The organism is Halomonas halmophila (assembly GCF_006540005.1).
Taxonomy (GTDB): domain Bacteria; phylum Pseudomonadota; class Gammaproteobacteria; order Pseudomonadales; family Halomonadaceae; genus Halomonas; species Halomonas halmophila.
Window position 1 is genome coordinate 1 of record NZ_BJOC01000047.1, and the last position, 24,342, is coordinate 24,342.

Annotated in this window: 16 protein-coding genes and 1 pseudogene; 10 read left to right on the forward strand and 7 right to left on the reverse strand. The window is 65.1% G+C overall.

From position 1 onward, the window contains the following. The first annotated feature begins 388 nt into the window (after positions 1-388). The 4 genes from metK to HHA01_RS13765 all read left to right on the forward strand — a co-directional run bounded on the left by metK (position 389) and on the right by HHA01_RS13765 (position 6,049). Positions 389-1,609: a methionine adenosyltransferase gene (gene metK / locus HHA01_RS13750; RefSeq protein WP_141321686.1), complete on the forward strand. Its 1,221-nt coding sequence runs from the start codon at positions 389-391 to the stop codon at positions 1,607-1,609. A gap of 160 nt (positions 1,610-1,769) precedes the next feature. Then, entirely contained in the window at positions 1,770-3,473 is a 1,704-nt protein-coding gene (gene ligB / locus HHA01_RS13755; RefSeq protein WP_246053913.1) for an NAD-dependent DNA ligase LigB, read from the forward strand. A 69-nt stretch (positions 3,474-3,542) separates the two neighbouring features. Beyond that, positions 3,543-4,952: an adenosylhomocysteinase gene (gene ahcY, locus HHA01_RS13760; protein ID WP_141321690.1), complete on the forward strand. Its 1,410-nt coding sequence runs from the start codon at positions 3,543-3,545 to the stop codon at positions 4,950-4,952. A gap of 275 nt (positions 4,953-5,227) precedes the next feature. After that, the gene (locus tag HHA01_RS13765; protein WP_141321692.1) at positions 5,228-6,049 is read left to right on the forward strand and encodes a UDP-2,3-diacylglucosamine diphosphatase; all 822 of its coding nucleotides are present in this window, start codon (positions 5,228-5,230) and stop codon (positions 6,047-6,049) included. Positions 6,050-6,051: 2 nt separating this feature from the next. Here HHA01_RS13765 and HHA01_RS13770 read toward each other — a convergent pair whose 3' ends face one another. Then, the gene (locus tag HHA01_RS13770) at positions 6,052-6,987 is read right to left on the reverse strand and encodes an AEC family transporter (protein WP_141321694.1); all 936 of its coding nucleotides are present in this window, start codon (positions 6,985-6,987) and stop codon (positions 6,052-6,054) included. 223 nt (positions 6,988-7,210) lie between these two features. Here HHA01_RS13770 and metF point away from each other — a divergent pair, with 223 nt between their 5' ends. Further along, the gene (metF, locus tag HHA01_RS13775; RefSeq protein ID WP_141321696.1) at positions 7,211-8,053 is read left to right on the forward strand and encodes a methylenetetrahydrofolate reductase [NAD(P)H]; all 843 of its coding nucleotides are present in this window, start codon (positions 7,211-7,213) and stop codon (positions 8,051-8,053) included. A 293-nt stretch (positions 8,054-8,346) separates the two neighbouring features. Here the strand turns inward: metF and HHA01_RS13780 are convergent, their stop codons facing one another. The 4 genes from HHA01_RS13780 to prlC all read right to left on the reverse strand — a co-directional run bounded on the left by HHA01_RS13780 (position 8,347) and on the right by prlC (position 14,194). After that, positions 8,347-10,527 carry a TRAP transporter permease gene (locus HHA01_RS13780; protein ID WP_141321698.1) on the reverse strand — a complete coding sequence of 727 codons (2,181 nt, stop codon included), beginning with the start codon at positions 10,525-10,527 and terminating at the stop codon, positions 8,347-8,349. A gap of 87 nt (positions 10,528-10,614) precedes the next feature. Continuing rightward, entirely contained in the window at positions 10,615-11,592 is a 978-nt protein-coding gene (locus tag HHA01_RS13785; protein WP_141321700.1) for a TAXI family TRAP transporter solute-binding subunit, read from the reverse strand. A 235-nt stretch (positions 11,593-11,827) separates the two neighbouring features. Next, the gene (locus HHA01_RS13790; RefSeq protein ID WP_141321702.1) at positions 11,828-12,085 is read right to left on the reverse strand and encodes a YheV family putative zinc ribbon protein; all 258 of its coding nucleotides are present in this window, start codon (positions 12,083-12,085) and stop codon (positions 11,828-11,830) included. 60 nt (positions 12,086-12,145) lie between these two features. After that, positions 12,146-14,194: an oligopeptidase A gene (gene prlC / locus HHA01_RS13795; RefSeq protein ID WP_141321704.1), complete on the reverse strand. Its 2,049-nt coding sequence runs from the start codon at positions 14,192-14,194 to the stop codon at positions 12,146-12,148. Positions 14,195-14,393: 199 nt separating this feature from the next. Between prlC and HHA01_RS13800 the strand changes: the two genes are divergently transcribed. The 4 genes from HHA01_RS13800 to HHA01_RS13815 all read left to right on the forward strand — a co-directional run bounded on the left by HHA01_RS13800 (position 14,394) and on the right by HHA01_RS13815 (position 17,827). After that, positions 14,394-15,734: a sodium-dependent transporter gene (locus HHA01_RS13800; protein ID WP_141321716.1), complete on the forward strand. Its 1,341-nt coding sequence runs from the start codon at positions 14,394-14,396 to the stop codon at positions 15,732-15,734. Positions 15,735-15,768: 34 nt separating this feature from the next. Then, a complete protein-coding gene (locus tag HHA01_RS13805) occupies positions 15,769-16,320 on the forward strand; it encodes a gamma carbonic anhydrase family protein (protein ID WP_141321706.1) in 552 nt (183 codons plus the stop codon). A 118-nt stretch (positions 16,321-16,438) separates the two neighbouring features. After that, positions 16,439-17,113: a metal-dependent hydrolase gene (locus HHA01_RS13810; protein WP_141321708.1), complete on the forward strand. Its 675-nt coding sequence runs from the start codon at positions 16,439-16,441 to the stop codon at positions 17,111-17,113. A gap of 138 nt (positions 17,114-17,251) precedes the next feature. Further along, complete coding sequence (locus HHA01_RS13815) at positions 17,252-17,827, forward strand: exopolysaccharide biosynthesis protein (protein ID WP_141321710.1); 576 nt, start codon at positions 17,252-17,254, stop codon at positions 17,825-17,827. Positions 17,828-17,878: 51 nt separating this feature from the next. On the opposite strand, the gene HHA01_RS13820 is transcribed toward HHA01_RS13815, so the two are convergent. Both HHA01_RS13820 and HHA01_RS13825 read right to left on the reverse strand, forming a co-directional pair. Then, positions 17,879-19,258 carry a sigma-54-dependent transcriptional regulator gene (locus HHA01_RS13820; protein WP_141321712.1) on the reverse strand — a complete coding sequence of 460 codons (1,380 nt, stop codon included), beginning with the start codon at positions 19,256-19,258 and terminating at the stop codon, positions 17,879-17,881. Next, positions 19,251-21,158: pseudogene (locus HHA01_RS13825) on the reverse strand (sensor histidine kinase). The gene HHA01_RS13820 and the pseudogene HHA01_RS13825 overlap by 8 nt, the downstream one beginning before the upstream one ends. A 296-nt stretch (positions 21,159-21,454) precedes the next feature. On the opposite strand from HHA01_RS13825, the gene HHA01_RS13830 reads away from it, so the two are divergent. Further along, a complete protein-coding gene (locus HHA01_RS13830) occupies positions 21,455-24,310 on the forward strand; it encodes an FAD-binding and (Fe-S)-binding domain-containing protein (protein ID WP_141321714.1) in 2,856 nt (951 codons plus the stop codon). Positions 24,311-24,342: the final 32 nt, after the last annotated feature.

Here is a 24,342-nt window from a genome sequence, read left to right on the forward strand (position 1 = left end):
GAACGGCATCCATGGAAAGAGCGCGAATGGCATTGGCCAGTTCGAAGCGGGTTGGCATCAAGTTGCTCCTCGCCTGCGGCGGTAGTCTACAAACACCCTCCGGCCGGGGCTGGCCGGGCATTTAGCTGGCTGTAAGCGCCGCGAGACGCGGCGACGCGGCCAAATTCGAGCGCTTATTGTCGCCGAGATGCAGGCTACCTTCAAATTGTCGCACGATCCGTCCGGCCATGGGCGAGGTTGCTAGGAAGGCTGGCAGCGAAAGTGTAGAATTTACCCCCGATAAATTGCCCGGGCCATGGCGCAAGCGCCGCCCGCGGCCTGCGTCGCCGCCTGCCCCGGCAGCATGCCCTGCCGCCGTCATTCCATTATGTAGAGGGTCGAGGACGCCATGAGCGAATACTCCCTGTTCACCTCCGAATCCGTTTCCGAAGGGCATCCTGACAAGATTGCCGATCAGATCTCCGATGCGGTGCTGGATGCCATCATCGCCCGCGACAAGCATGCCCGCGTGGCCTGCGAGACCATGGTCAAGACCGGCGTGGCGATCGTCGCCGGTGAAATCACCACCTCGGCCTGGGTCGACCTCGAGGATCTGGTGCGTCGCGTCATCCTGGATATCGGTTACACCTCGTCGAAGGTCGGTTTCGATGGCGAGACCTGCGGGGTGCTCAACCTGATCGGCAAGCAGAGCGTGGATATTGCCCAGGGCGTCGATCGCGCCAAGCCGGAAGACCAGGGTGCCGGCGACCAGGGCCTGATGTTCGGTTATGCCACCGACGAGACCGAGTCTTACATGCCGGCGCCGATCCACTACTCGCATCGCCTGGTGGAGCGGCAGTCGGAACTGCGTCGTCAGGGCGTGCTGCCCTGGTTGCGTCCCGATGCCAAGAGCCAGCTGACCTTCCGCTACGATGACCAGGGCAAGCCCTGTGCCGTGGATGCCGTGGTGCTCTCGACCCAGCATGACCCCGAGATCGATCAGCAGGAGCTGCGCGACTGCGTGCGTCGCGAGATCATCGAGCAGGTGATCCCCGCCGAGTGGCTGACCGAGTCCACCCAGTATCACATCAATCCGACCGGCCAGTTCGTTATCGGCGGCCCGGTGGGCGACTGCGGCATGACCGGCCGCAAGATCATCGTCGACACCTACGGCGGTACGGCGCGGCACGGGGGCGGCGCCTTCTCCGGCAAGGACCCGTCCAAGGTCGACCGCAGTGCTGCCTACGCCGGCCGCTATGTGGCCAAGAATCTGGTCGCGGCGGGGCTCGCCGAGCGCTGCGAGATCCAGATTTCCTACGCCATCGGCGTCGCCGAGCCGACCTCGGTGTCGGTCAACACCTTCGGTACCGGCAGGATCAGCGATGAGCGCATCGTCGCACTGGTGCGCGAGCACTTCGACCTGCGCCCCAATGCGATCACCCGCATGCTCGACCTGCAGCATCCGATGTACCAGCTGACGGCGGCCTATGGTCACTTCGGCCGAGAGCCGTTCGAGCATTCCTATACCTGGACCGACACCAACGGTCAGGAGCAGATCGAGACCTTCACCGCCTTCCCTTGGGAGAAGACCGATCGCGCCGCCGACCTGCGAGCTGCGGCCGGCCTGTAAAAACGCCGCCTCGATATCTGCCATGGCGTCGCTGTGACGTCGTCGATGTCGCACGGCGCCTCGCGTGCCCCATGCTAGGTTCGAAGCCAGAAGCTGAACACGGGTAACAGGCGGGGAGGCGGTCATGGGGCGGCGGATATACCGGTCAGGATGTTGCCTGGTGCTATGGCTCTGCTGGCCCTTGACGGGGCTGGCCGAGTGTCCGCCCTGGTCGCCGGAGCGTGGCGAACGCGAACTCGCTGCTCTTCAGGAGCGACTGACAGCCTGGAACCGTGCCTATCGTCAGCATGGCCGCTCGTCGGTCAGTGATGCTGTCTACGACCAGGCTCAGGCAAGGTTCGAGACCTGGCAGGAATGTTTCCCCGCGGCGGTGGTGGCGCCTGCCCCGGGCGTTGCCATCAGCGATGCCCCGCCCGTCGACAAATCAAGTGCAGCCCTGGCCGACGGCCGCTTGCGGCATCCCGTTCCCCAGTCAGGGCTGATCAAGCTGGACGACGTCGCAGCGGTCGAGGCCTGGCTGCAACGCCGCGATGATGTCTGGATGCAGCCCAAGGTCGATGGCGTGGCCGTGACCCTGGTGTATGAGCAGAGCCGACTGCAGCAGGCCATCAGCCGCGGCGATGGTCGGGCCGGTCAGGACTGGACGGCGACGGCGCGTCGCATCCCGGCGGTGCCGGACCGCTTGCCGAGCGAGCAACGTCTGGTGCTGCGCGGTGAGCTCTATCAGAGGCTCGACGCGCATGTGCAGGCGAATCAGGGGACGGCCGGAGCCCGCAGTAGGGTGGTTGGCTGGATGGCCCGTGACCGGCTGGCCAATGCACAGGCCGAGCGCATCGGGCTGTTCGTCTGGGACTGGCCCGGTGGACCGCCCGCGATGCGCAAGCGGCTGGCCCGGCTGACCGAGCTGGGCTTACCTGATACCGCGCGCTGGACGCGGCCAGTCGAGTCGCTACGCGCGGTTCGCGATCAGCGCGAACATTGGCATCATACTGCGCTGCCCTTCGCCACCGATGGCCTGGTACTCAAACAGGGACGTCGGCCTGGGGCGCAGTCCAGGACGCAGGCGCCGCCGGACTGGGCGGCGGCCTGGAAATACCCGCCACGTTCGACGCTGGCCGAGGTGCGTGGCGTAACCTTCGAGATCGGCCGCACCGGTCGCATCACCCCGCTGCTGCATTTGCGCCCGACGTCACTGGCTGGGCGTACCATTCGCCGCGTGTCCGTCGGTTCGCTGGCGCGTTGGCAAAGGCGGGATATTCGCCCGGGCGACATGGTAGCGATCAGCCTGGCCGGACATACGATTCCGCGGCTGGATAGCGTCGCCTGGCGAGCGGCTGAACGACCCACCGTCACGGCGCCGTCTCCAACGGAATACCATGCGTTGAGCTGCTGGCAGCCTGAGCCGGGCTGCGAGGGCCAGTTCCTGGAGCGTCTCGCCTGGCTGAGCGGGGAGCAAGCACTGGATATGGCGGGTGTCGGGCCGGGGACCTGGGAATCACTGGTCGAGGCCGGGCTGGTAACGCGGCTGCTCGATTGGATGGGGCGCTCCGCCGAGTCGTTGCAGGCGGCGTCGGGGATCGGCGAGGTACGCGGGCGGCGCCTGGCAGCTCGCTTCGCGGCAGCGCGCCAGCGCCCCTGCCGTGCCTGGCTGGAAGCGCTGGGCGCGCCGCCCGGGGCCCTGGCCGGTGTTGCAGCGGGTGACCGCGTCAGCTGGGCCGAGCTGGCGTCACGACGGATGTCGCAATGGCAGGCCCTGCCCGGCGTGGGGCCGGTGCGCGCGCGTGCCCTGCGCGACTTCTTCCGTCACGCCGAGGTGCGCCGGCTGGCGGCTCGGCTCGAGAAAGTCGGTATTGCGGGCTTTTAGCGTCTACTTGAGAGGGCGCCACCCGGCTGCCTATATTGAGTGCAGTCCTGCCCAACAACGAGGTGCCTCATGAATCAGCCCGCTGTGACGGTTTCCAATGGCGTGGATTATCGAGTTGCCGATATGACCCTGGCCGATTGGGGGCGGCGCGAGATGCGCATCGCCGAGACCGAAATGCCCGCCCTGATGGCCATTCGTGCGCGCTATCGCGACACTCAGCCCCTGGCGGGGGCCCGCATTGCCGGCTGCATTCACATGACCATCCAGACCGCCGTGTTGATCGAGACGCTGGTCGATCTTGGCGCCAGTGTGCGCTGGTCCTCCTGCAACATCTTTTCCACCCAGGACCATGCCGCCGCCGCGATTGCGGCCGCCGGGATTCCGGTCTTTGCCTGGAAGGGCGAAAGCGAGGAAGAGTTCTGGTGGTGCATCGAACAGACCGCCGAGGGTCCGGACGGTTGGCGGCCCAACCTGGTGCTCGATGATGGTGGCGACCTGACCGCGCTGCTGCATGACCAACGCCCCGAGCTGCTCGATGCTATCCACGGTATCAGCGAGGAAACCACCACCGGCGTGCATCGTCTGCTCGACATGTGCCAGTCAGGCACGCTCAAGGTGCCGGCCATCAACGTCAACGACGCGGTGACCAAGTCGAAGAACGACAACAAGTATGGCTGTCGCCACTCGTTGTCGGATGCGATCAAGCGGGGCACCGACCACCTGCTGGCCGGCAAGCAGGCGCTGGTCATGGGCTACGGCGATGTCGGAAAGGGTTCGGCGGCGTCGTTGCGTCAGGAAGGCATGATCGTCAAGGTCGCCGAGGTCGACCCGCTGTGCGCCATGCAGGCCTGCATGGATGGCTTCGAGGTCGTCTCCCCCTACCGTGACGGCCTCAATCAGGGCGAGGCGAGCCTCGACCGTGACCTGCTGGCAAGGATCGATCTGGTGGTCACCGCAACCGGCAATATCGACGCCTGTGACGCGCCGATGCTGCGCTGGCTCAAGCCCGGCGCGGTGGTCTGCAACATCGGCCATTTCGACAGCGAGATCGATACCGCCTACATGCGTCGTCAATGGCACTGGGAAGAGGTCAAGCCGCAGGTCCACAAGGTCTATCGCGACAGCGCCCCGGATGACTACGACCCCGAGAGCCGCGACTACCTGCTGTTGCTCTCCGAAGGCCGTCTGGTCAACCTGGGCAATGCCACCGGGCATCCGTCACGGGTGATGGACGGCTCCTTCGCCAATCAGGTGCTCGCCCAGATCCACCTCTTTGAAGCCGGCTTTGCCGCCCTCCCGGACGCCGACAAGCCGGTTGCCCTGGGCGTACGGGTACTCCCGCGCCACCTGGATGAAGAAGTCGCGCGTTACATGGTCGAAGGCTTCGGCGGCGTGATCACCCGCATGACAGACGCCCAGGCCGACTACACCGGCGTACCCGCCGAAGGCCCCTACAAGAGTCAGGGGTATAGGTACTGAACCGGGCTGCGCCCGGAGCTGTAAGCTTGAAGCTGGAAGAGCGCGGCTAATGCCGCTGGAAGAATGAAGAACGGCGCTTCGCGCCTGGAAGAGGGAAGAAACCCCTTGATGCCACACATCCTGGCCTCAAGCCTGGCTTCTTCCTTCTTCCTTCTTCCTTCTTCCTTCTTCCTTCTTCCTTCTTCCTTCTTCGAGACACAACATCGTCATCTCTTCGCCATGGGGTTTTCATCGCTTCTCGTCATGCTGGTTCGGCATCGATTGGAGAGAGCCTCATGTCGAATCCCGTGTCCGTGCGTACCCTCTTTGTCTCCGACATTCATCTGGGCACCCGCGATTGTCAGGCGGAGCTGCTGGCGCGGCTGTTGCGGCGAGTGCGTCCGGAGCGGCTGTATCTGGTCGGGGATATCGTCGACCTGATCGCCATGCAGAAGCGGGCGATCCTGCCGCCGGCGCAACAGCGTCTGGTGGCGCGTCTGCTGCGGTTGGCACGCAGTGGCTGCGAGATCATCTACATCCCCGGCAACCATGATGCCGCCTTCCGCCGCTTGAGCGGCCTCAAGGTCCACCGTGTACGCATCGAACGGCGCATGGTGCATGAAACCGTCGACGGTCGGCGTCTGCTGATCAGCCACGGCGATGAGTTCGATACCCATGTGCGTATCGCGCCCTGGATGCTGGCGCTGGGCGACGGCATGCACCAGTTCGTGCTGGCGCTCAATCGCTGGTGCAATCGCGGGCGGCGCCTGTTCGGCATGCCTTACTGGTCGCTGGCCGCTGCCCTCAAGCGGCGCAGTGGTGCCGCCCGACGTTATGTTATGCAGTTCGAACAGGCCGCTTTGCACCAGGCGGCTCGCGAAGGGCTGGACGGCTATGTCGGTGGCCATATCCACAACGCCGGCTTCCGCGCCCGTGACGGCGTGCTCTACTGCAACGACGGCGACTGGGTCGAGCACTGCACGGCGCTGATGGAAAACCATCACGGCGGCCTGCAGTTGATTGATTGGCAGGGTGAGCTGATCGAGCGCGAGCCTCCCATGGCAAGCGCGCCGCTACCCGAGCAAGTCGAACTGCCGATGGCCGGTCGGGCTTCCTGATTTCAGCCACTCACCAATGGCAGCATCCAGCCCAGGTAGAGCGGGATCAGCAGCGGGGCGGCGAGGGTGGTGATCAGTACGGCGAGGGCACCCTTCTGAGGGGCGATGCCGAGTTCCATGGCGACCACCACCACATTGGCGGCCATGGGCACCACGCCGATGAGCAGCAGGGCCATGGCCAGATCCGCCGAGATACCCAGCGTGGCCTGCAGGCCGAGAACCACGCCCAGTGCCAGCAGTGGCCACAACAGATAGCGGATCGCGACACAGGCGCCGATGAAGCGCCAGTCGAACTGGCGTAGCGAGATGCGGCCCAGTGTCATGCCGATGATCATCATGCCCAGCAGAGTGTAGGTCGGGGGGAAGACCTCCAGCCCCTCCATGACCGCGTCGGGCACATCGGTGCTGAGCGCCTCGACCAGCAGGGCCGCGAGGAAGGCGTAGATCAGCGGCAGACGCAGGATCTTGACCAGGCTCTCGCGCACCGAGAAGCGACCACGGGCGCTGAGGTAGAAGCCCAGGGTGAACTCATACAGGGTCACGCCCAGCACGCCGAACAGGTAGAGCGTGACCCCGCTGGGCGGGAGCAGCACCAGGGCGACGGGCAGGCCGAAATAGCCGGTGTTGCCGGTGCCCGCCGAGAAGGCCAGGACGGCACTCTCCTCGGCCGGCAGTGCCCGTCGCGCCACGATGCTGATGACCAGGGCGATCAGGCAGGCCGTGACGAACAGCGCCAGGGTGATCAACAGGTAGCCGGGTGTCGGCCCACCGAGTACCAGGCCGCGAAAGAAGGTCAGCGGCGCGATCAGGTAGATCAGCAGGGTCGCAATCGGACGTGGATCGATGGCGAGGCGGCGCGCGGCCAGCCAGCCCAGCCCGACGAAGGCCAGCAGTGTCCACAGAGGGCCCATCAGGGTGTCGGGGTCCAGCTCAGCCATCCTTGTGTCACCCTCTTGGCGTCGATTCGGGCCTCTATCATGCCTTGGCGGCCGGCGACTGTCAGCGCATGGCGTCGTGTCGATTTTTTTAGAGCATCAGGTTATAGTTGCGCCGGTTTTTATATGAAGCAGAATGATGACGACCTGCGCATCTTTCATTGGTGCCGACGTTCGCGAATCGTCACAATGGCCGCGTCACCGATACACAGCAGAGGAGCTTGAGATGAGCGCGCAACAGCACCCGATGGGCATCAGCTTTGAATTCTTCCCGCCCAATACCGAGGCCGGGCGCGACAAGCTGATGCAGGCTCGGGATGCCCTGGCGGCGCGCGATCCGCGCTTCTTCTCGGTGACCTTTGGCGCGGGGGGCTCCACTCAGCATCGTACCCTGGATGCCGTCAAGGCGGTGCGCGAGTGTGGCATCGACACGGCGCCGCACTTGTCCTGCATCGGCAGCGAAAAGGCGCAGCTGCGCGACCTGTTGACGCGTTTCCGGGAAGACGGCATCAAGCGCATCGTCGCGCTGCGCGGTGATCTGCCCTCCGGCATGGGAGGCGTGGGGGATCTGCGCTATGCCAACGAACTGGTCGAGTTCATCCGCGAGGAAACCGGCGATCATTTCGAGGTCGCCGTGGCGGCCTATCCCGAGTCGCATCCCCAGGCTCCCAGTCTGGACCGCGATCTCGAGAACTTTGCCCGCAAGATGCAGGCCGGTGCTGATATTGCCATCACCCAGTACTTTTTTACGGCGGACGCCTACTTCCACTTCGTCGAACGGGCGCGTGCCCTGGGCGTCGAGGCACCGATCGTGCCGGGCGTCATGCCGATCACCAACTACACCAAGCTGGCGCGTTTCTCCGATGCCTGCGGCGCCGAGATTCCGCGCTGGATCCGCAAGCAGCTCGAGGCCTATGGCGATGACAGCGCGAGCATCGCGGCCTTCGGGGAAGACGTCATCTCGCGGCTCAGCGAGCGGCTGCTGGATGGCGGCGCGCCGGGCCTGCACTTCTACACGCTCAACCAGGCCGAGCCGACCCTGAAGGTGTTGGATAACCTGCGCTTTTGAGCTGCCGTGAACGCGGTCTGCACAGCCACGGACTGAGGTGAATCAGCCTTCGAGGATGGAAAAGGGCCCCGCCGGTTCCCTCGGCAGGGCCCTTGTATTTGGCGACCGATACGGTCTTCTAACGCTAGAGCGTCCAGCTGGATAGGCGTCGACAAGTCTTCGCGAGGGCGCTGTGAACCCCTCCCTGGGCGCTACATCCGCCCTCCCTGGGCGGATGACCCTCGCTTCAACTTGTCCCCGCCTATCTATCCGGGCTGTGCATGCCCGTGTCCATCCTCAGAAAGTGACTGGCCTCAGCTCGTGGCGGCGGTCCGTGTGCCGCCATCGCCGCGGCCGCGCTGCATCAGGAAGAGCGCGATGCCGATGGCCAGGCCGGCCACATCGGTGAGCAGGCCGCCGTAGATCATGCACAGCGAGCCGATCAACATGACCACCCGCTGCCAGGCCTTCACCGGGCCGAAGAACCAGCCCTGCACGGTGGCCGACAGCAGCACGATGCCCAGGGTGGCGGTCAGGCCGACCCGCAGGATCTGCAGCCAGGAGCCTTCCATCAACATGGCCGGGCTGTAGAAGAACATGAAGGGCACGATGAACGCCGCCAGACCGATCTTGAACGACGCCACCGAGGTCCCCATGGCGCGGTCACCGGAGATGCCGGCCGCCGCATAGGAAGCCAACGCCACCGGCGGGGTGATCGCCGAGACCACCGCGAAGTAGAACACGAAGAAGTGTGCCACCAGCGGCTGGATGCCGATCTCGATCAGGCCCGGTGCCACCACCGAGGCCGCTACCGCATAGGCGGCCGTGGTCGGCATGCCCATGCCCAGCAGGATCGAGATACACATGGCGAAGAACAGCGCCAGCAGCTGGCTGACCCCGGCCAGGCCGAGCAGCAGCGAGGAAAAGCGCGCCCCCACGCCGGTCATGCCGATGACCCCGACGATCAGGCCGGCGCAGGCGCACACGGCGATGATCTGGATCGACATGCTACCGGCCAGCTGTAGTGCCCTAAGGATGGCGCGGATACCCATCTTGTGCGGCGACAGCCAGCTCACCACGGCTGCCGACGCGATGGCGAGAGTGCCGGCGCGGATCACCGAGTAGCCCATGAACAGCGCGGCGATCAGGATGATGATCGGCGCGAACAGGTAGACCTGCTTGACCAGCTTCGAGAACAGCGGGATCTCGTCCTTGCGCATGCCGCGCATGCCCTTGCGGGCCGCCTCGAAGTCGACCATGCAGTAAATCGACAGGAAGTAGAGAATGGCCGGAATCAGCGCCGCCACGGCGATCTCGGTATACGGGATGCCCGTCACCTCGGCCATGATGAAGGCGCCGGCGCCCATGATCGGTGGCATGATCTGCCCGCCGGTGGAGGCAGCGGCCTCGATGGCCCCGGCACTGCGCGCCGGATAGCCGACTTTCTTCATCAGCGGGATGGTCAGCGACCCGGTGGAGACCACATTACCGGCGCTGGTGCCGTTGATCATGCCCATCAGGCCCGAGGCGAAGATCGAGACCTTGGCCGGGCCACCGCGCGCGCGCCCGGCCACGGCAAAGGCAAAGTTGACGAAGTAGTCACCGACCTTGGAGGCCTGCAGGAAGGCAGCAAAGATGATGAACAGGATGATGTAGGTCGACGAGACCGCGGTGGTCGGCCCGAGGATACCGACGCCGGTGTAGACCTGGCTGAAGAAGCGGCCCACCGAGAGCCCCGGGTAGCCCAGGAAGCCGGGCAGGTAGGGGCCGGCGAAGACATAGCCCAGGAAGATCAACGAGATGATCACCAGGGCGAGGCCGGCCACGCGCCGGGTCAGCTCGAGGATCAGCAGCGAGCCGGCGATGGCCGCGTAGGAGATCCCCATGGGCGCGAAGGAGGTGCCGGTCGAAGCACGCAGTGGACTGTTGAACATCACCAGCAGGTAGCCGGCCACGGCCATGGCACAGATCATCAACACCAGGTCGGCGGGAGAAAGGCGGTCACGGACCTGTCGATAGCTCCATGACACCAGGATGCCTGCCACCGTGGCCAGGATCAGCGGATAACCGAAGTGCCAGGCTTCGATCGCCGGTGCGATACGCATAGCGCCGGCACTCATCTCCTGATACATCATCACTACCCGAATCAGGGCGTAAATGGCAGGAATGAGCAGCGCATAGCTCAGCCAGCGCATCCAGGTGGCCGAACGACGCTGGTCGTCGTCGGCAAACTGCGTGCCGGCATACAGGCCGAATCCCAGAATGAGGGCGCCGGCGATGTGCAGAATACGGAATGACCAGGTCTCGAGCGGATACAGGTTGAGCGAAATCAGATGGAAGAGAGTGTAGGCAATGGCGAGGCCGCCGAACAGCAGCCATTGCCAGCCGCTGTAGAGGCGCCGGTTGGCCTCCACGGCGATATCGTCGACACCTTCGGCATTGATGGCGTGAGGGTCGTCGGTGGCGTCGTCACGCGAGTCGGGATTATGAGACATGAGAACACCCTTGGGTGTGGAACGAAGGAGCAGGCAGAAGGCCCCGTACCGGCGTGGGCGGTACGGGACTGAAGCACGGGAACGGGTTTACAGCTTCAGGTCGTCTGGAATCTCGTAGCCGTTCTCTTCGTACCAGCGTACAGCACCGGGATGGAAGGGCAGTACGGTGTTGTACTTGATGTTCTCGGGAACACTGAACTTGGCGCTGCGATGGATATCCATCATCTTGTCGTTGTTTTCCATGCTCAGCTTGGTGATCTCGTAGACCAGGTCTTCGGGCAGGTCGCAGCCGGCGATGGTGAAGTTCCACATGGCCACGGAGCGAGCATCCTCCTCGAGGGTCTGGTAGGTGCTGGCCGGAATCTGGAACGGCGACACCGGGAACTCTTCGAGAATCTGGGTCTGCTGCTTCTCGGTGAACTCGATGAGATTGACGTCGGTCTGCACCTCGAGCTGGCTGATGGCCGGGACCGGGATGCCGGCGGCGAAGGCGATGACGTCGATCAGGCCGTCCTGCAACTGACCGCCCAAATCGGTCCAGCCACCGTTGCGGCGATCGAAGTTCACGCCCAGCTCCTTGAGGATCTTGGGGAAATAGGTGTCGGAGGTGGAGGCCGCCGGGCCGAAGCCGATGCTGGCACCGTCGGGGATGTCGGAGATCGACTCGATGCCGCTGTCGGACAGCGCGGCGATGGTGAATGGCGTCTCGTACATCGGGAAGAGCGCGCAGACGTTGTCCATCGGCACGCCCGGAGCCAGAACGCTCTTGCCGGCCACGGCATCGGCGGCCGGGCCCATGGTGGTCAGGCCGAGGGCGACTTCGCCATTATGCACGAGGGCGAGGTTCTGGTTGGGGCCGCCGGTGACCTCGCCGCCACCGGAGAGACCCAGTTCATCGGCGATCAGGTTGGCCCAGCCGGAGCCGTAGACGAAGTAGGTACCGCCCTGACTGGCGGTGCCCACAGTGAAGTTGTCGGGCCAGTCGTCGCGATCGGCCTGGGCCGCGGCGGTGACCAGCATGGCGCTGGTCAGGGTGCCGGTGATCAAGCAAGTCTTGAGAGTCATGGCGTGTCTCCCTCTGTTCACTGGTTGTTCTTGCGGGTGGCGGGGCCGGCCTGTGGGCCGACCCACGTGATGCCCTATACGAATAGCAAGAGGTGTTCCAGATACGGGGTAACGCCTATTAGTCAGTGGGTTACGATTTTAATGTGCGACGAAAGTGGAAGAAAAACATGCCTGCCGGGGCCGAGAGTTCGCACATTGCCGGATCGTGGCTGTGCGGATTTCCGCACAGCCAGCCTTAACGCTTCGATGGCCCGGGGTCGAGAATCCTGACGGGCTGCAGGTCATCCTGGGGCGAGGCCGGCGCCGTCTGCGACTGGCTGATACGGGTATCCAGTTCGGGGGGCGTTTCGTCCTCGATGGGCAGTTGCTCGAAGAAGTCGCAACTGACGCAGTCCCGGTAGCGCATGCCGTTCTGCTCCCAGGTACGAACACGGTCCATCGCGGCGCAACGAGGGCAGACGGCGCCGGCGATAAAGCGTTTCTGGTTGGCCATACGGCCTCCTGATGATGCAGCGCCGGGCAGCTCCCGGCGCTTGTCGGGTGAAGCGTTGATTCAGGCGGCGCGAATGCCACTGTGTCGAAGCAGGGGTTCGACGCTGGGCTCGCGCCCGCGAAAGGCCCGGAACAGCTCGGCGGCATCCTGCGAACCGCCCCGCTCGAGGATCTCGGTGCGGAAGCGGCGCCCGGTTTCCGGGTCGAAGATGCCGGCCTCCTCGAAGGCGCTCCAGGCATCGGCCGAGAGTACCTCGGCCCACTTGTAACTGTAGTAGCCGGCGGCATAGCCACCGGCAAAGATGTGGCCGAAGCCGTTCTGGAAGCGGTTGAAGTTGACCCGCGGTACCACCGAGACCTGGTCGCGCACTTCGTCGAGCATGGCCTGGATGTCGGCGGCGCTGGGCGCCCCGCTCTCCATGTGCAGGCGGAAGTCGAACAGTGAGAGCTCGAGCTGGCGCGCCATGCCCATGGCGGACTGGAAGTTGCGGGCGGCCAGCAGCTTGTCGAACAGCTCCTGGGGCAGCGGCTCGCCGGTATCGACGTGGCCGGCAATCAGGTCCAGGCCTTCGCGTTCCCAGCAGTAGTTCTCCATGAACTGGCTGGGCAGCTCCACCGCATCCCAGGCCACGCCATTGATGCCGGAGATGTCGGCGACGGTCTGGCGCGTGAGCATGTGATGCAGGCCATGACCGAACTCGTGGAAGAGGGTGGTGACCTCGTCGTGGGTCAGCAGTGCCGGCGCGTCGCCCACCGGGCGCGTGAAGTTGCAGGTCAGGTAGGCCACCGGCAGCTGTAGCGTACCGTCTTCCTCGCGACGTACCCGGCATTCGTCCATCCAGGCGCCGCCACGCTTGCCTTCGCGGGCGTAGAGGTCCAAGTAGAAGCCGGCGATGGGGGCGCCGTCCTCCATGATGTGGAAGAAGCGCACGTCCGGATGGTAGCGCGGCGCTTCGTGATCCTCCGCGAAGGTCACGCCATAGAGCTTCTCGACCACCTTGAAGAGGCCATCGACCACCTGCGGCGCCGGGAAGTAGGGGCGCAATTGTTCGTCGGAAATGGCAAAGCGCGCCTCGCGCAGCTTCTCGCTGGCGTAACCCACGTCCCAGGGCGCCATCTCGTCGAGCCCCAGGTGGTCACGGGCAAAGCTTGCCAGCTGGTCGTATTCCTCGCGTGCCTGAGGCACGGCCCGCGCGGCGAGGTCGTCGAGGAAGCCGATGACCCGCTGAGGCGATTCGGCCATCTTGGTGGCCAGCGAGTAGTCGGCATAGGTGGCGAAGCCCAGCAGTTCGGCCAGTTCCTGACGCAGCGCGAGAATTTCCGCCATCACTGGCGCATTGTCGAAGTCGCCGGCGTTGGGGCCGGTCTCGGAAGCACGGGTGACGAAGGCGGTATAGACCTCGCGACGCAGTTCGCGATCGTCGGCGTGGGTCATGACCGGGAAGAAACTGGGGAAGTCCAGGGTGATGCGATAGCCCGTCAGGCCCTTGGCCTCGGCATTGGCGGCCAGGGTGTCGCGGGCGCTCCGGGGCAGTCCGCCCAAGCGGCTGTCGTCCTCGAGGACCAGCTGCCAGGACTGGGTGGCGTCCAGTAGCTGGTTGGAGAAGGTGTTCGACAGGCTCGACAGGCGGGCCTGGATCTCGCCGTAACGCTGCTTCTTGTCGACTGGCAGGTCGACGCCGGCCAGGCGGAAGTCGCGCAGGGCGTTGTCGACGGTGCGGCGCTGGCCGGCGTCGAGCTCGGCCCAGCCCGGGCCGTCCTTCAGGGCCTGCCAGGCACGAAAGAGGCCTTCGTGCTGCCCCAGCCAGGTGGTGTAGTCGGAAAGCATGCCCAGGCTCTGCTCGTAGGCGTCACGCAATGCCGGATTGTTCATGGTGCCATTGAGGTGCGACACCGGTGACCAGGCGCGTGCGAGGCGGTCGTTGAGGGCTTCCAGCGGTGCGGCTAGGGACTCCCAGCGTGGCGCCTCCTGCTCGGCACGCGCCACCAGGGCATCGATGGCCCGGCGGTTTTCGGCGAGCAGGCTCTCGACTGCCGGCACCACGTGCTCGGGCTGTATCTCGGCGAAGGGGGGGAGCGAGTGGGCTTCGAGCAGTGGGTTGGTGGACATGCGCACCTCGATAGATGATGGAATTGCCGTGAAAGATGCGGGCGCCGCGGACGGTTTTCAATGTGCACGGGCAATGGGCGCATGCATCAGCGCTTGCTAGACTGCGCGCCTGCCGAGTCGCCGGGTTGGCCTCGGGTCCATCGGCTTCCTCGATGCTGCCCAGGCCTGGCGACGCCTTCATCCCGATCGGAGAGACATGATGAACGAAACCCTGGAGCGCTGGAGCAGCCGCCGTGCCTTCATCCTGGCGGTGACTGGTGCGGCGGTCGGGCTGGGCAATATCTGGCGCTTTCCCTACATTACCGGCGAGAACGGCGGCGCCGCCTTCCTGATGCTGTATGTCGCCTTCGTGGTACTGCTCGGCGTGCCGGTGATGATGGCCGAGATCCTGGTCGGCCGGGCCGGCCGTCGCAGCCCCATGCAGTCCCTCGCGTATCTGGCCAGCGCCGCATCGGCCAGTGGTCACTGGCGCTGGCTGGGGTTGTTCGGCGCCTTGACGGTGTTTTGCATACTGTCCTTCTATTCGGTGGTGTCGGGCTGGTCGATCGAGTTTCTCAGCCAGTCGCTGCGAGGTGAGTTCGTGGGGCGCAGTGCTCAGGAGATCGGGGCCGGCTTCGATGCGTTTCTTGCCAACCCGGCCCGCATGGCGGTCAATCACAGTCTCTTTCTGCTGATGACCATGCTGGTGGTGGCCGGCGGTGTCGCCAAGGGGCTGGAGCGGCTCAACAATGTGTTGATGCCGCTGCTGTATCTATTGCTGCTGGTGCTGGCTGGCCATGCGGCCACCACCAGCGGCTTCACCACGGCACTGGCCTGGCTGTTCACGCCTGATCTTTCGGCGGTCAGCCCGATGGTGCTGGTGCACGCCATGGGGCATGCCTTCTTCACTCTGGCCGTGGGGGCCTGCGCGCTGATGGCCTACGGTGCCTACATGCCCGATCAGCAGAGCCTGCCGCGTGCCGCGGCCTCGGTGGCGGTGCTGGACGTGGGCGTGGCGCTGCTCGCCGGTATCGCCATCTTCTCGGTGGTGTTTTCTCAGGGCATGGACCCTGGTCAGGGGCCCGGCTTGATGTTCGTGACCCTGCCGGTGGCGTTTGCCGACCTGCCGTTCGGAGCCTTCTGGCTGTCGCTGTTTTTCCTGTTGCTGTTGCTGGCGACCTGGACGTCGTCGATTAATCTGGCCGAGCCGATCGTTGCCACCCTGCAGGGCTGGGGACTGGGTCGCGGGAGGGCAACGGCGGTAGTCGGCCTCGCCGTCTGGGCCCTGGGGCTGTTGTCGGTGCTGTCGTTCTCGACCATGGCCGACGTCGAGGTGCTGTTCGGCATGAATGTCTTTGCCCTGGTCAGTACCATTCCGCCGGAGATCTTCCTGCCCGTGGGCGGCCTGCTGATCGCCATCTTCGCCGCCTGGGTGATGCCCGAGACAATCGCCCGGCACGCCCTGGGGGTCGGGCCTGGTGGCTTTCGCCTGTGGCGTAACCTGGTGCGCTGGGTGTCGATCCCGCTGACGCTGGTAGTATTGGGGTCCGGTCTACTGTGAGTCACCGATGTATCTTGATGAGGGGAGAGGCATGATGAGCGATTCGGTCACGCTGCGCGCCTGGAAAGGCATGACGCCGCATCTCGGCGAACGCGTCTATATCGATCCGCAGTGCATGGTGCTGGGCGATGTCGATCTGGGTGACGACAGCTCGGTGTGGCCCATGGCGGTGGTGCGCGGCGACATGCACCGCATCCGCATCGGGGCACGTACCAGCGTGCAGGATGGCAGCGTGCTGCACATCACCCATGCCAGTGATTTCAACCCGGATGGCTTTCCGCTGACCATCGGCAATGAGGTCACCATTGGTCACAAGGCGATCCTGCATGGCTGTACTCTGGGCGACCGCATCCTGGTCGGCATGGGAGCCATCGTCATGGATGGCGCCGTGGTCGAGGATGAGGTCATCATCGCCGCCGGCGCCGTGGTGCCGCCGGGCAAGCAGCTGGCCGGCGGTCATGTGTATGCCGGCAATCCGGCCAAGGCGCTGCGGCCTCTCAAGGACAAGGAGCGCGCCTTCTTTGCCTATACGGCCGGCAATTATGTGAAGCTCAAGGACGAGTATCTGGCCACCGTCGAAGGTTGATCGCGGAGCCAGCCGCTGCAGTGACTGGGAACCTGCCGGAAAATCGCCGTAACTGATTGTTCTGCATGAGGCCTGTGCGCGATAATGGATGTTTATCCAGTGATCGAGGTATCCGCGCATGGCGAATTTTGGCACCCATATCAGCGTGGCGGCCGGCAGTGGCTGCGTACTGGCGCTGGGGGGCTGGCACTTCGGTCTCTGGACCCCATGGCAGGCCTGGCCGCTCATGCTGTTGACCACGCTGGGCGGCATTCTGCCGGATATCGATTCGGATCATTCGCATTCGGTACGCCTGGTGTTCGGCCTGCTGGCCTTCATGTCGGCCGCGGCAGGCGCCTGGCTGCTGCAGTCGCAACTGGCCTTCAGCTATTGGCTGATGGCCTGTGCCGGCATCTATGCCGGGGTGCGCTATGTGCTGGCCCCGCTCTTCAAGCGCTGTTCGGTGCATCGCGGCATCTGGCACTCGCTGCTGGCGGCCGTCTTTTTTGCCTGGACGGGTAGTACGCTGAGCCATGCTGCCCTGGGGCAGCCGTCGTGGCTGGCCTGGACGCATGGCCTGGCGCTACTGGTGGGTTGTCTGGTGCATCTGACGCTCGATGAGCTGTACAGCGTCGACCTGGAGGGCGCGCGCCTCAAGCGCTCCTTCGGGACCGCCCTCAAGCTGTTCGATTATGACAGACCCTGGCGTGCTGTCGCGCTGATCCTGCTGATGCTGGCCATGCTGCCGTGGTTGCCGAACTGGATGGGCCTGCAGGCGGTGGGGCAGCAGTGGCTGGCGCTCTGGCCGAGCTGAATGGCGCTCTTCACAATCCCTTCATGCTTTGCTCATGAAGCTGTCAGCTGTGGCGTGTAACATGATTGGTTCATCTGTTGGGGGACTGAAGCAACGGCAGATAGTCCCTCTACCCTCTTGAGCCAGGAGCCAGAGCCCATGAGTCAGGACATGAGCATCAGTGATGTGCTGCAGCGCCTGCAGGACGAGGCGAAGGCGGGCAATGTTGCTGTGGGCACCCTGGTGGATGCGCTCAATTCCCGGGGCTTTGGTCCGCTGCTGTTGGCACCGGCGCTGGTGGCCATGCTGCCCACCGGCGGTATTCCGGGCGTACCCACTATCTGCGGGGTCCTGATCTTTCTGATTGCCATTCAGGGGAGTCTGGGGATGCCATCCCCCTGGGTGCCGAGACGCTTGCGCCGTCTGGCGATTCAGCAGCAGGCCCTGATCGCCACGACCGAGCGGGCCATGCCGGTGGCTCAGCGCCTCGACCGCTGGTTTCGGCCGCGCCTGATCGCGTTGACCCGTGCGCCGGTCAGTCAGGTAGTGGCGTTGTTCTGTGCCGTCAGCGGACTGGCAATGATCCCCCTGGAACTGGTTCCGTTCGCCAGTGGCATCCCGGCACTGGCGGTGACGCTGGTGGCGATCGGCATGAGCACCCGCGACGGCGCCATGGTGGTACTGGCGGCCCTGGCCATTGCCGCTGGTGGAGGCCTGCTCATCCTGCTGGGATAACCGGTGGTGCGGCGGCTGCTCCTGTCATGCGCGGCACCTCGCCGCCCGGGCTCAGGTTTCCGTGTGCCGATAGTGCTCGGCCTTGAGGTCATGGCGGCGCAGCTTGTCGTAGAGCGTCTTGCGCGGCAAGCCGAGGTTTTCGCAGACTTCGGTGACATGGCCGTGGTGGCGGGCCAGGGCCTGGCTGATCAGCTGTTTCTCGAAGAGTTCGACCTGCTCGGGCAGGGACAGGTCGCTACCTTCATGGTCGACGCCTTCCATCAGCATGCCCAGGTGGTAGTCGCAGGTGATGCCGAGCAGCACGTAGCGTTCGGCCAGATTGCGTAGTTCGCGGGCATTGCCGGGCCAGTCGTGGGCCATCAGGGCCGAGACGCCGGTGGCATCCAGGGGCGGCGCCTCCATGCCGCTGCGGCTGGCGGCAACCGCGGCAAAGTGCTGGAAGAGTAGCGGGATGTCCTCGCGACGCTCGCGCAGCGGCGGGAGCGGCAGGGTGACCACGTTGAGCCGATAGTAGAGGTCCTCGCGGAACTCGCCGGCTTCCGCGGCGGCCTTCAGGTCCACCTTGGTGGCGGCGATGACCCGAATATCCAAGGCAACCGGCTGGTTGGAGCCTAGGCGCTCGACGCTGCGCTCCTGGAGCACCCGCAGCAGCTTGACCTGCAGGGACAGCGGCATGGATTCGATCTCGTCGAGAAAGACGGTGCCGCCGGCGGCATGCTCGAACTTGCCGATGCGACGCTCGAGGGCTCCGGTGAAGGCACCCTTCTCGTGACCGAAGAGTTCCGATTCGATGGTGCTCTCGGGCACCGCGCCGCAGTTGATGGCGACGAAGGGGTGGCCGCCCCGTGGACTGCGCTCGTGGATGGCGCGGGCGGCCAGGTCCTTGCCCGTGCCGGTCTCGCCGAACAGCAGGACATCGGCCTCGACCCGGCTGATGCGCTGGATCATGGCGGCCAGTCGCTGAATGGCCGGAGTGCGGCCGACCAGGCGTGGGCCGGGGGCCGATTGCTGGGCTTCAAGCTCGGCCTTGAGGGCCCGATTTTCCAGGCTCAGGCGGCGCTTGTCGCTGCCTCGACGCACGACCTCGACCAGGCGTTCGCCGGCAAAGGGCTTTTCCAGAAAATCCCAGGCACCTTCGCGCATAGCCTCCACGGCCGTGGAAATGTCGCCGTGGCCGGTGATCAGCACCACCGGCAGGTCCGGGTCGCGGCGGCGAACTTCGCGCAGCAGGGCCATGCCATCCATACCCGGCATGCGAATGTCACTGACCACCACGCCGGGATAGTCGGTTTCGAGTGCCGCCAGGGCCGCTTCGGCACTGGCGTAGCATTGCGGCCGGTAGCCGGCGAGCTCGAGTGTCTGGCCGGCGGAAAGCCGCAGGTGGGCTTCGTCATCGATGATCATCACCGGTAGCTCGGTGTTGTCATGCATGCGGGGGTGGCTCCTCGGTGGCTGGGCGGGCCTGCGGTCCCGGGTCACGGGGCAGGGTAATGGTAAAGAGGGCGCCGCCGCCATCATGGTGGCCGGCCTCGAGGCGCCCGCCCAGGTCGTCGATGATGCGTCCCGAGATGGACAGCCCCAGGCCCAGCCCGCTGCCGCTTGACTTGGTGGTGAAGAAGGGCTCGAAGACACGTGACAACTGTGAGGCTTCGATGCCCGGGCCGTTGTCCGCCACGCCCACCTGGACCTGCTCGCTGCCGGCCTGGATCGTCAGGGTCAGCCGGGGCGCCGCAGTGTGGGTCATGGCCTGGAGCGCATTGCCGATCAGGTTGACCAGGACCTGTTCGAGCCTCACCGGATCGGCGCGAACTCAGATATCGTCGGCCGTCCAGTCGCGCTCGACACTGACGCCGAGCTCGTTGAGACGCGCCTGGAAGAGTCGCAGGGCATAGTCGAAGCAGGAGGGCACCGAGACGCTGGTCAAGGTATCGCCGCTCTTGCGCGAAAACTGGCGCAGCTGGGCACTGATCTCCGACATGCGGTCGGTAAGCTCGATGATCTGTTCCAGGTTGGCCGCGGCGGTATCGGTTCGACCCCGCTCGATGAAGGCGCCGGCGTTTTCGGCATAGGCGCGAATCGCCGAGAGTGGCTGGTTGAGTTCGTGATTGATGCCGGCGGCCAACTGCCCGAGCACCGCCAGCTTGGCGGCCTGCACCAGCTCGTCGCGGGTTTCGCGCAGGCTCTGTTCGGCGCGCCGACGCTCCTCGATTTCATCGGAAAGGCGCTGGTTGGTGGCCACCAGGTCCTGGGTACGGGTCGCGACGTTGCGTTCGAGTTCGTCGCGGGCCTGGGCCAGGGTGCGCCGTTCGCGCTCGGCGAAGCGTTCGCGCTCGCGTCGCAGTCGCCAGCGTTGCCAGCCGATGCCGACACCCAGGGCGACCAGTCCATAGAGGCCGCCGGCCAGCAAGGCTAAGACCCACTGGGCGTTCACCACCGGCGTGATCGGCTTGAGAATGTGCATGTCCCATGCGAAGTCGCGCATGGACCGGGTCAGGCTCAGGTAGCGGGTGTCGGCGAGCGGGCCGGAAGCAAGGTTGACCAGGCGCGTCTGCTCGGCGAGTCGTTCGAGCACCTCGATGCCGGCATGTGGCAGAGGGGCATTGCCATAGCGGCGCGAGGCATGGATCGCCTGGCGTTGGCTTTCGCTGAGGGGCTGCATGGCCGCCAGTCGCAGACCGGGCTGGCTGGCCATGAAGATGATGCCGTCCTGGTCGGTCACCAGCAGTTCGGCATCCTGCTCGGCCCAGCTGCGTTCCACATCACTCAATTGAAGCTTGATCACCATGACGCCGGCCGGTCTGGCGGAAGGGTTGACCTCGTCCAGCCAGACCGGGGCCGAGAAATAGTAGCCGCGGTCGCCGGATTGCGAGCCCAGTCCGAAGAAGCGGCCGTTTTTCCCGTCCATGGCGTCCTGGTAGTAGCGCCGGTAGGCATAGTTCTGGCCGATGAAGGTGTCCGGCCGGTGCCAGTTGCTGGCCGCCAGGGTATTGCCCTGACGGTCCAGCAGGTAGATGTCGGAAACGCCGGCAGTGGCGCGAAAGCGATCGAGCAGCAGGTTGAGCGGCATGGGGTCCTGGCCTCGGGGGTTGGCCAGGAAGCGCTTGACCAGCTCGCGGGAGGCGAGCAGCTCGGGCAGATAATCATGACGCGACAGGTGGCCCGCCAGGCTGGCGGCGGAGAGCCGCAACTCGTTCTCCGCGTCATGGCGCAGATCCTGAAGTGCCTGTTGGCGTGCGACCTGAGCGGTCTGCCACATGCAGAGGGCCAGCCCGGCCAGGGCCAGGCCGATCAGCAGTGGCCGCCAATGGCGTCGTCTGTGCCTCGCCGGCATGCTCACGCCACCGAGGCCGTCTGTGATGGGCGGTGGCGCGGCGGACGCGGTGCGCGGCTTGTGGCGTCGTGTGGTGCGAGCATGCCTTCCTCGATGAACAACAGTGGGTCATGGTTGCTGCACTCGCGCAGCGGCGTTGACCCCGTGGATATGCCACTCTAACGTTTTCCTTGTCACTCGGTAATCTCGTGCTGCCTGGTGTGAGGGTCATGCCGGCGAGGTCATCGCCGAGCTGACGGGATCCCATGGCAGCGTGAGGGCCATGGTCTCGCCCTGCGCGACACAAGGAGCTTCGGATGAGTGCCACCCCTCGGGCAGCTGCCTATCAGGCATTGAAACATGCCTTGCGCGACCATCTGCCGGCGGCACGCTTGATCGACGATCCGCTGCGCACCCTGGCTTATGGCACCGATGCCAGTTTCTATCGCTTGATCCCCCGGCTGGTGGTGCGCGTCGAGAGCGAGCCCGAGCTGCAGGCGGTGCTGGCCGAGTGTCGACAGCGTTGCTTGCCGCTGACCTTCCGCGCCGCGGGAACCTCGCTGTCGGGGCAGGCGCTGACCGATTCGGTACTGATTCAGCTGGGCAAAACCTGGCGTGACGCCGAGGTGCTGGACGGCGGCGACTCGATTCGTCTCGAGCCCGGGGTGATCGGGGCGCGAGCCAATGCCCTGCTGGCGCCCTTCGGGCGCAAGATCGGCCCCGACCCGGCGTCGCTCGCGAGCTGCATGATCGGCGGCATCGCCGCCAACAATGCCTCCGGCATGTGCTGTGGCACGGCGCAGAACAGCTATCAGACGGTCGAGGACATGCGGGTGATCCTGCCCGACGGGGCATTGCTGGACACCGCGGATGCCGCCAGCGTGGCAGCGTTTCGTGAGCATCACGCCGACCTCCTGCAACAGCTCGAGGCGCTGGCGGCCGGGGTCCGGGCCAACACGACCCTGGCGGACCGCATACGCCACAAGTACCGCCTCAAGAACACCACCGGCTATGCGCTCAACAGCCTGGTGGACTTCGCCGACGGCATCGAGATTCTCAAGCACCTGATGATCGGCTCCGAAGGCACACTGGGCTTTATCGCCTCCATCACCTATCGCAGCATGGTCGATGAGGCCAACAAGGCCGCGGCCCTGGCGCTGTTCCCCGACATGGCCGCGGCCTGTCGGGCGACCATGTTGCTCAAGCCGACGCCAGTGTCGGCGGTAGAACTCATGGATCATGCGGCACTGCGCTCGGTGCAGGGCATGCCGGGGATGCCGGCAGCCCTGAATGACCTGCCGGAGGGAGCGACGGCACTGCTGATCGATGTGCGGGGTAGCAGCGAAGCGGAGCTCGAGGCGCGTCTGGGACAGGTTCAGGACGCCGTGGCGGATGTCGCGACGCTGTCCCCCTTGAGCTTCACCCGCGACAGCACCACCTATGGCGCCTATTGGAAGGTCCGCAAGGGGCTGTTTCCCGCCGTGGGCGCCGTGCGTGACAATGGCACCACCGTGGTCATCGAAGATGTGGCCTTTCCCATCGATCGCCTGGAAACGGGTGTCGCTGCCCTGAGCGGCGTCTTTCAGCGGCACGGCTATGACGATGCCATTCTGTTCGGCCATGCCCTGGACGGCAACCTGCATTTCGTCTTCCCGCAGGGCTTCGAGAAGCCGGGCGAGACAGAGCGTTATCAGGCCCTGATGGATGAGGTCGCCCAGCTCGTCGGCGTGGAATATGGCGGCTCGCTCAAGGCCGAGCATGGCACCGGTCGCAATATGGCGCCCTATGTCGAGCTGGAATGGGGTCGTGATGCCTATCAGCTGATGTGGGACATCAAGACGCTCTTCGACCCTGAAGGCTTGCTCAATCCCGAGGTCATGCTGAGTCGTGACCCCGGTCTGCACCTCAAGAATCTCAAGCCGTTGCCTGCCGCCGACCCCTTGATCGACAAGTGCATCGAGTGCGGCTTCTGCGAGTCCGTCTGCCCTTCGAAGCAACTTACCCTGACGCCGCGCCAACGCATCGTGGTGCGTCGCGAACTGGCACGCCTCGAAGCCCTGGGAGCGGCTCGTTATCCAGAGGACCAGGCGCGCCTCGCAGAGCTGCGTGACGCCTACCAGTACCAGGCAGTGGACACCTGTGCCGCCGACGGGCTCTGTGCGACTCAGTGCCCGGTGGATATCAATACCGGCGACCTGATGCGCGCTATGCGCCATGATCAGAACAGGCATCAGACACGCATGGCACGGCTGGCAGGAGGACACTTTGCCAGCATGACCCGTGCGGCCAGAGGTGTGCTCAGACTCGCCGGTTGGGGACGCAAGCTGATGGGGGACGCCGGCATGCAGGCCATGAGCCAAGCGGCGCGCAAGGCCAGTGGTGGCCGGATCCCGGCATGGCGGTCCGGCATGCCGGCGGCGGCCCCGGTGCGCGTGCTGGATCGGCGCTCTTCCGGTCCAGCACGGGCCGGCAAGGTCGTCTACCTGCCGTCCTGTGCCACGCGCATGTTCGGGACCGGGCGTGACCCTCAGGAAGAGCGTTCGGTCATGGAAGTGACCCTGGCATTGCTCGACAAGGCGGGGTTCGAGGTGGTGGTGCCCAGTGAGGTGTCATCGCTGTGCTGTGGCATGGCATTCCAGTCCAAGGGGCAGTTCGAGGAGGGGGACCGCAAGGCGGCCGAAGTGGAACGGGCATTGCTGGCTGCCAGCGAGAATGGACGCTGGCCGATCCTGTGCGATACCAGTCCCTGTACCCTGCGGCTGGAGGAGCGGTTCGAGTCGTCGCTGGTGGTGCATGATCCGGTGGCGTTTGCCCATGACCAGTTGCTGGCGCGCCTGGATATCACTCCGTTGCCCGAGCGCGTTGCACTCCATGTCACCTGCTCCAGTACCCGCATGGGACTGGGCGACAAGTTTCATGCCCTGGCGGCCGCCTGCGCTCGTGAGGTCGTCGTGCCCGAGGGCATCGATTGCTGCGGCTTCAGTGGTGACAAGGGCTTCACGGTGCCGGAACTGAATGCCTCGGCGCTGGACGGGCTGGCGTCACGGGTCGCGGGCTGTGATGCCGGCTACTCCAACTCGAGGACCTGTGAAATCGGCCTGACCGAACATGGCGGGATTCCCTACCGCTCGATCCTCTCGTTGCTGGATCGCGCCAGTCGTCCGAAACCCTGAGACGGCTAAACCTCAATCGCCGCAAAAAATCC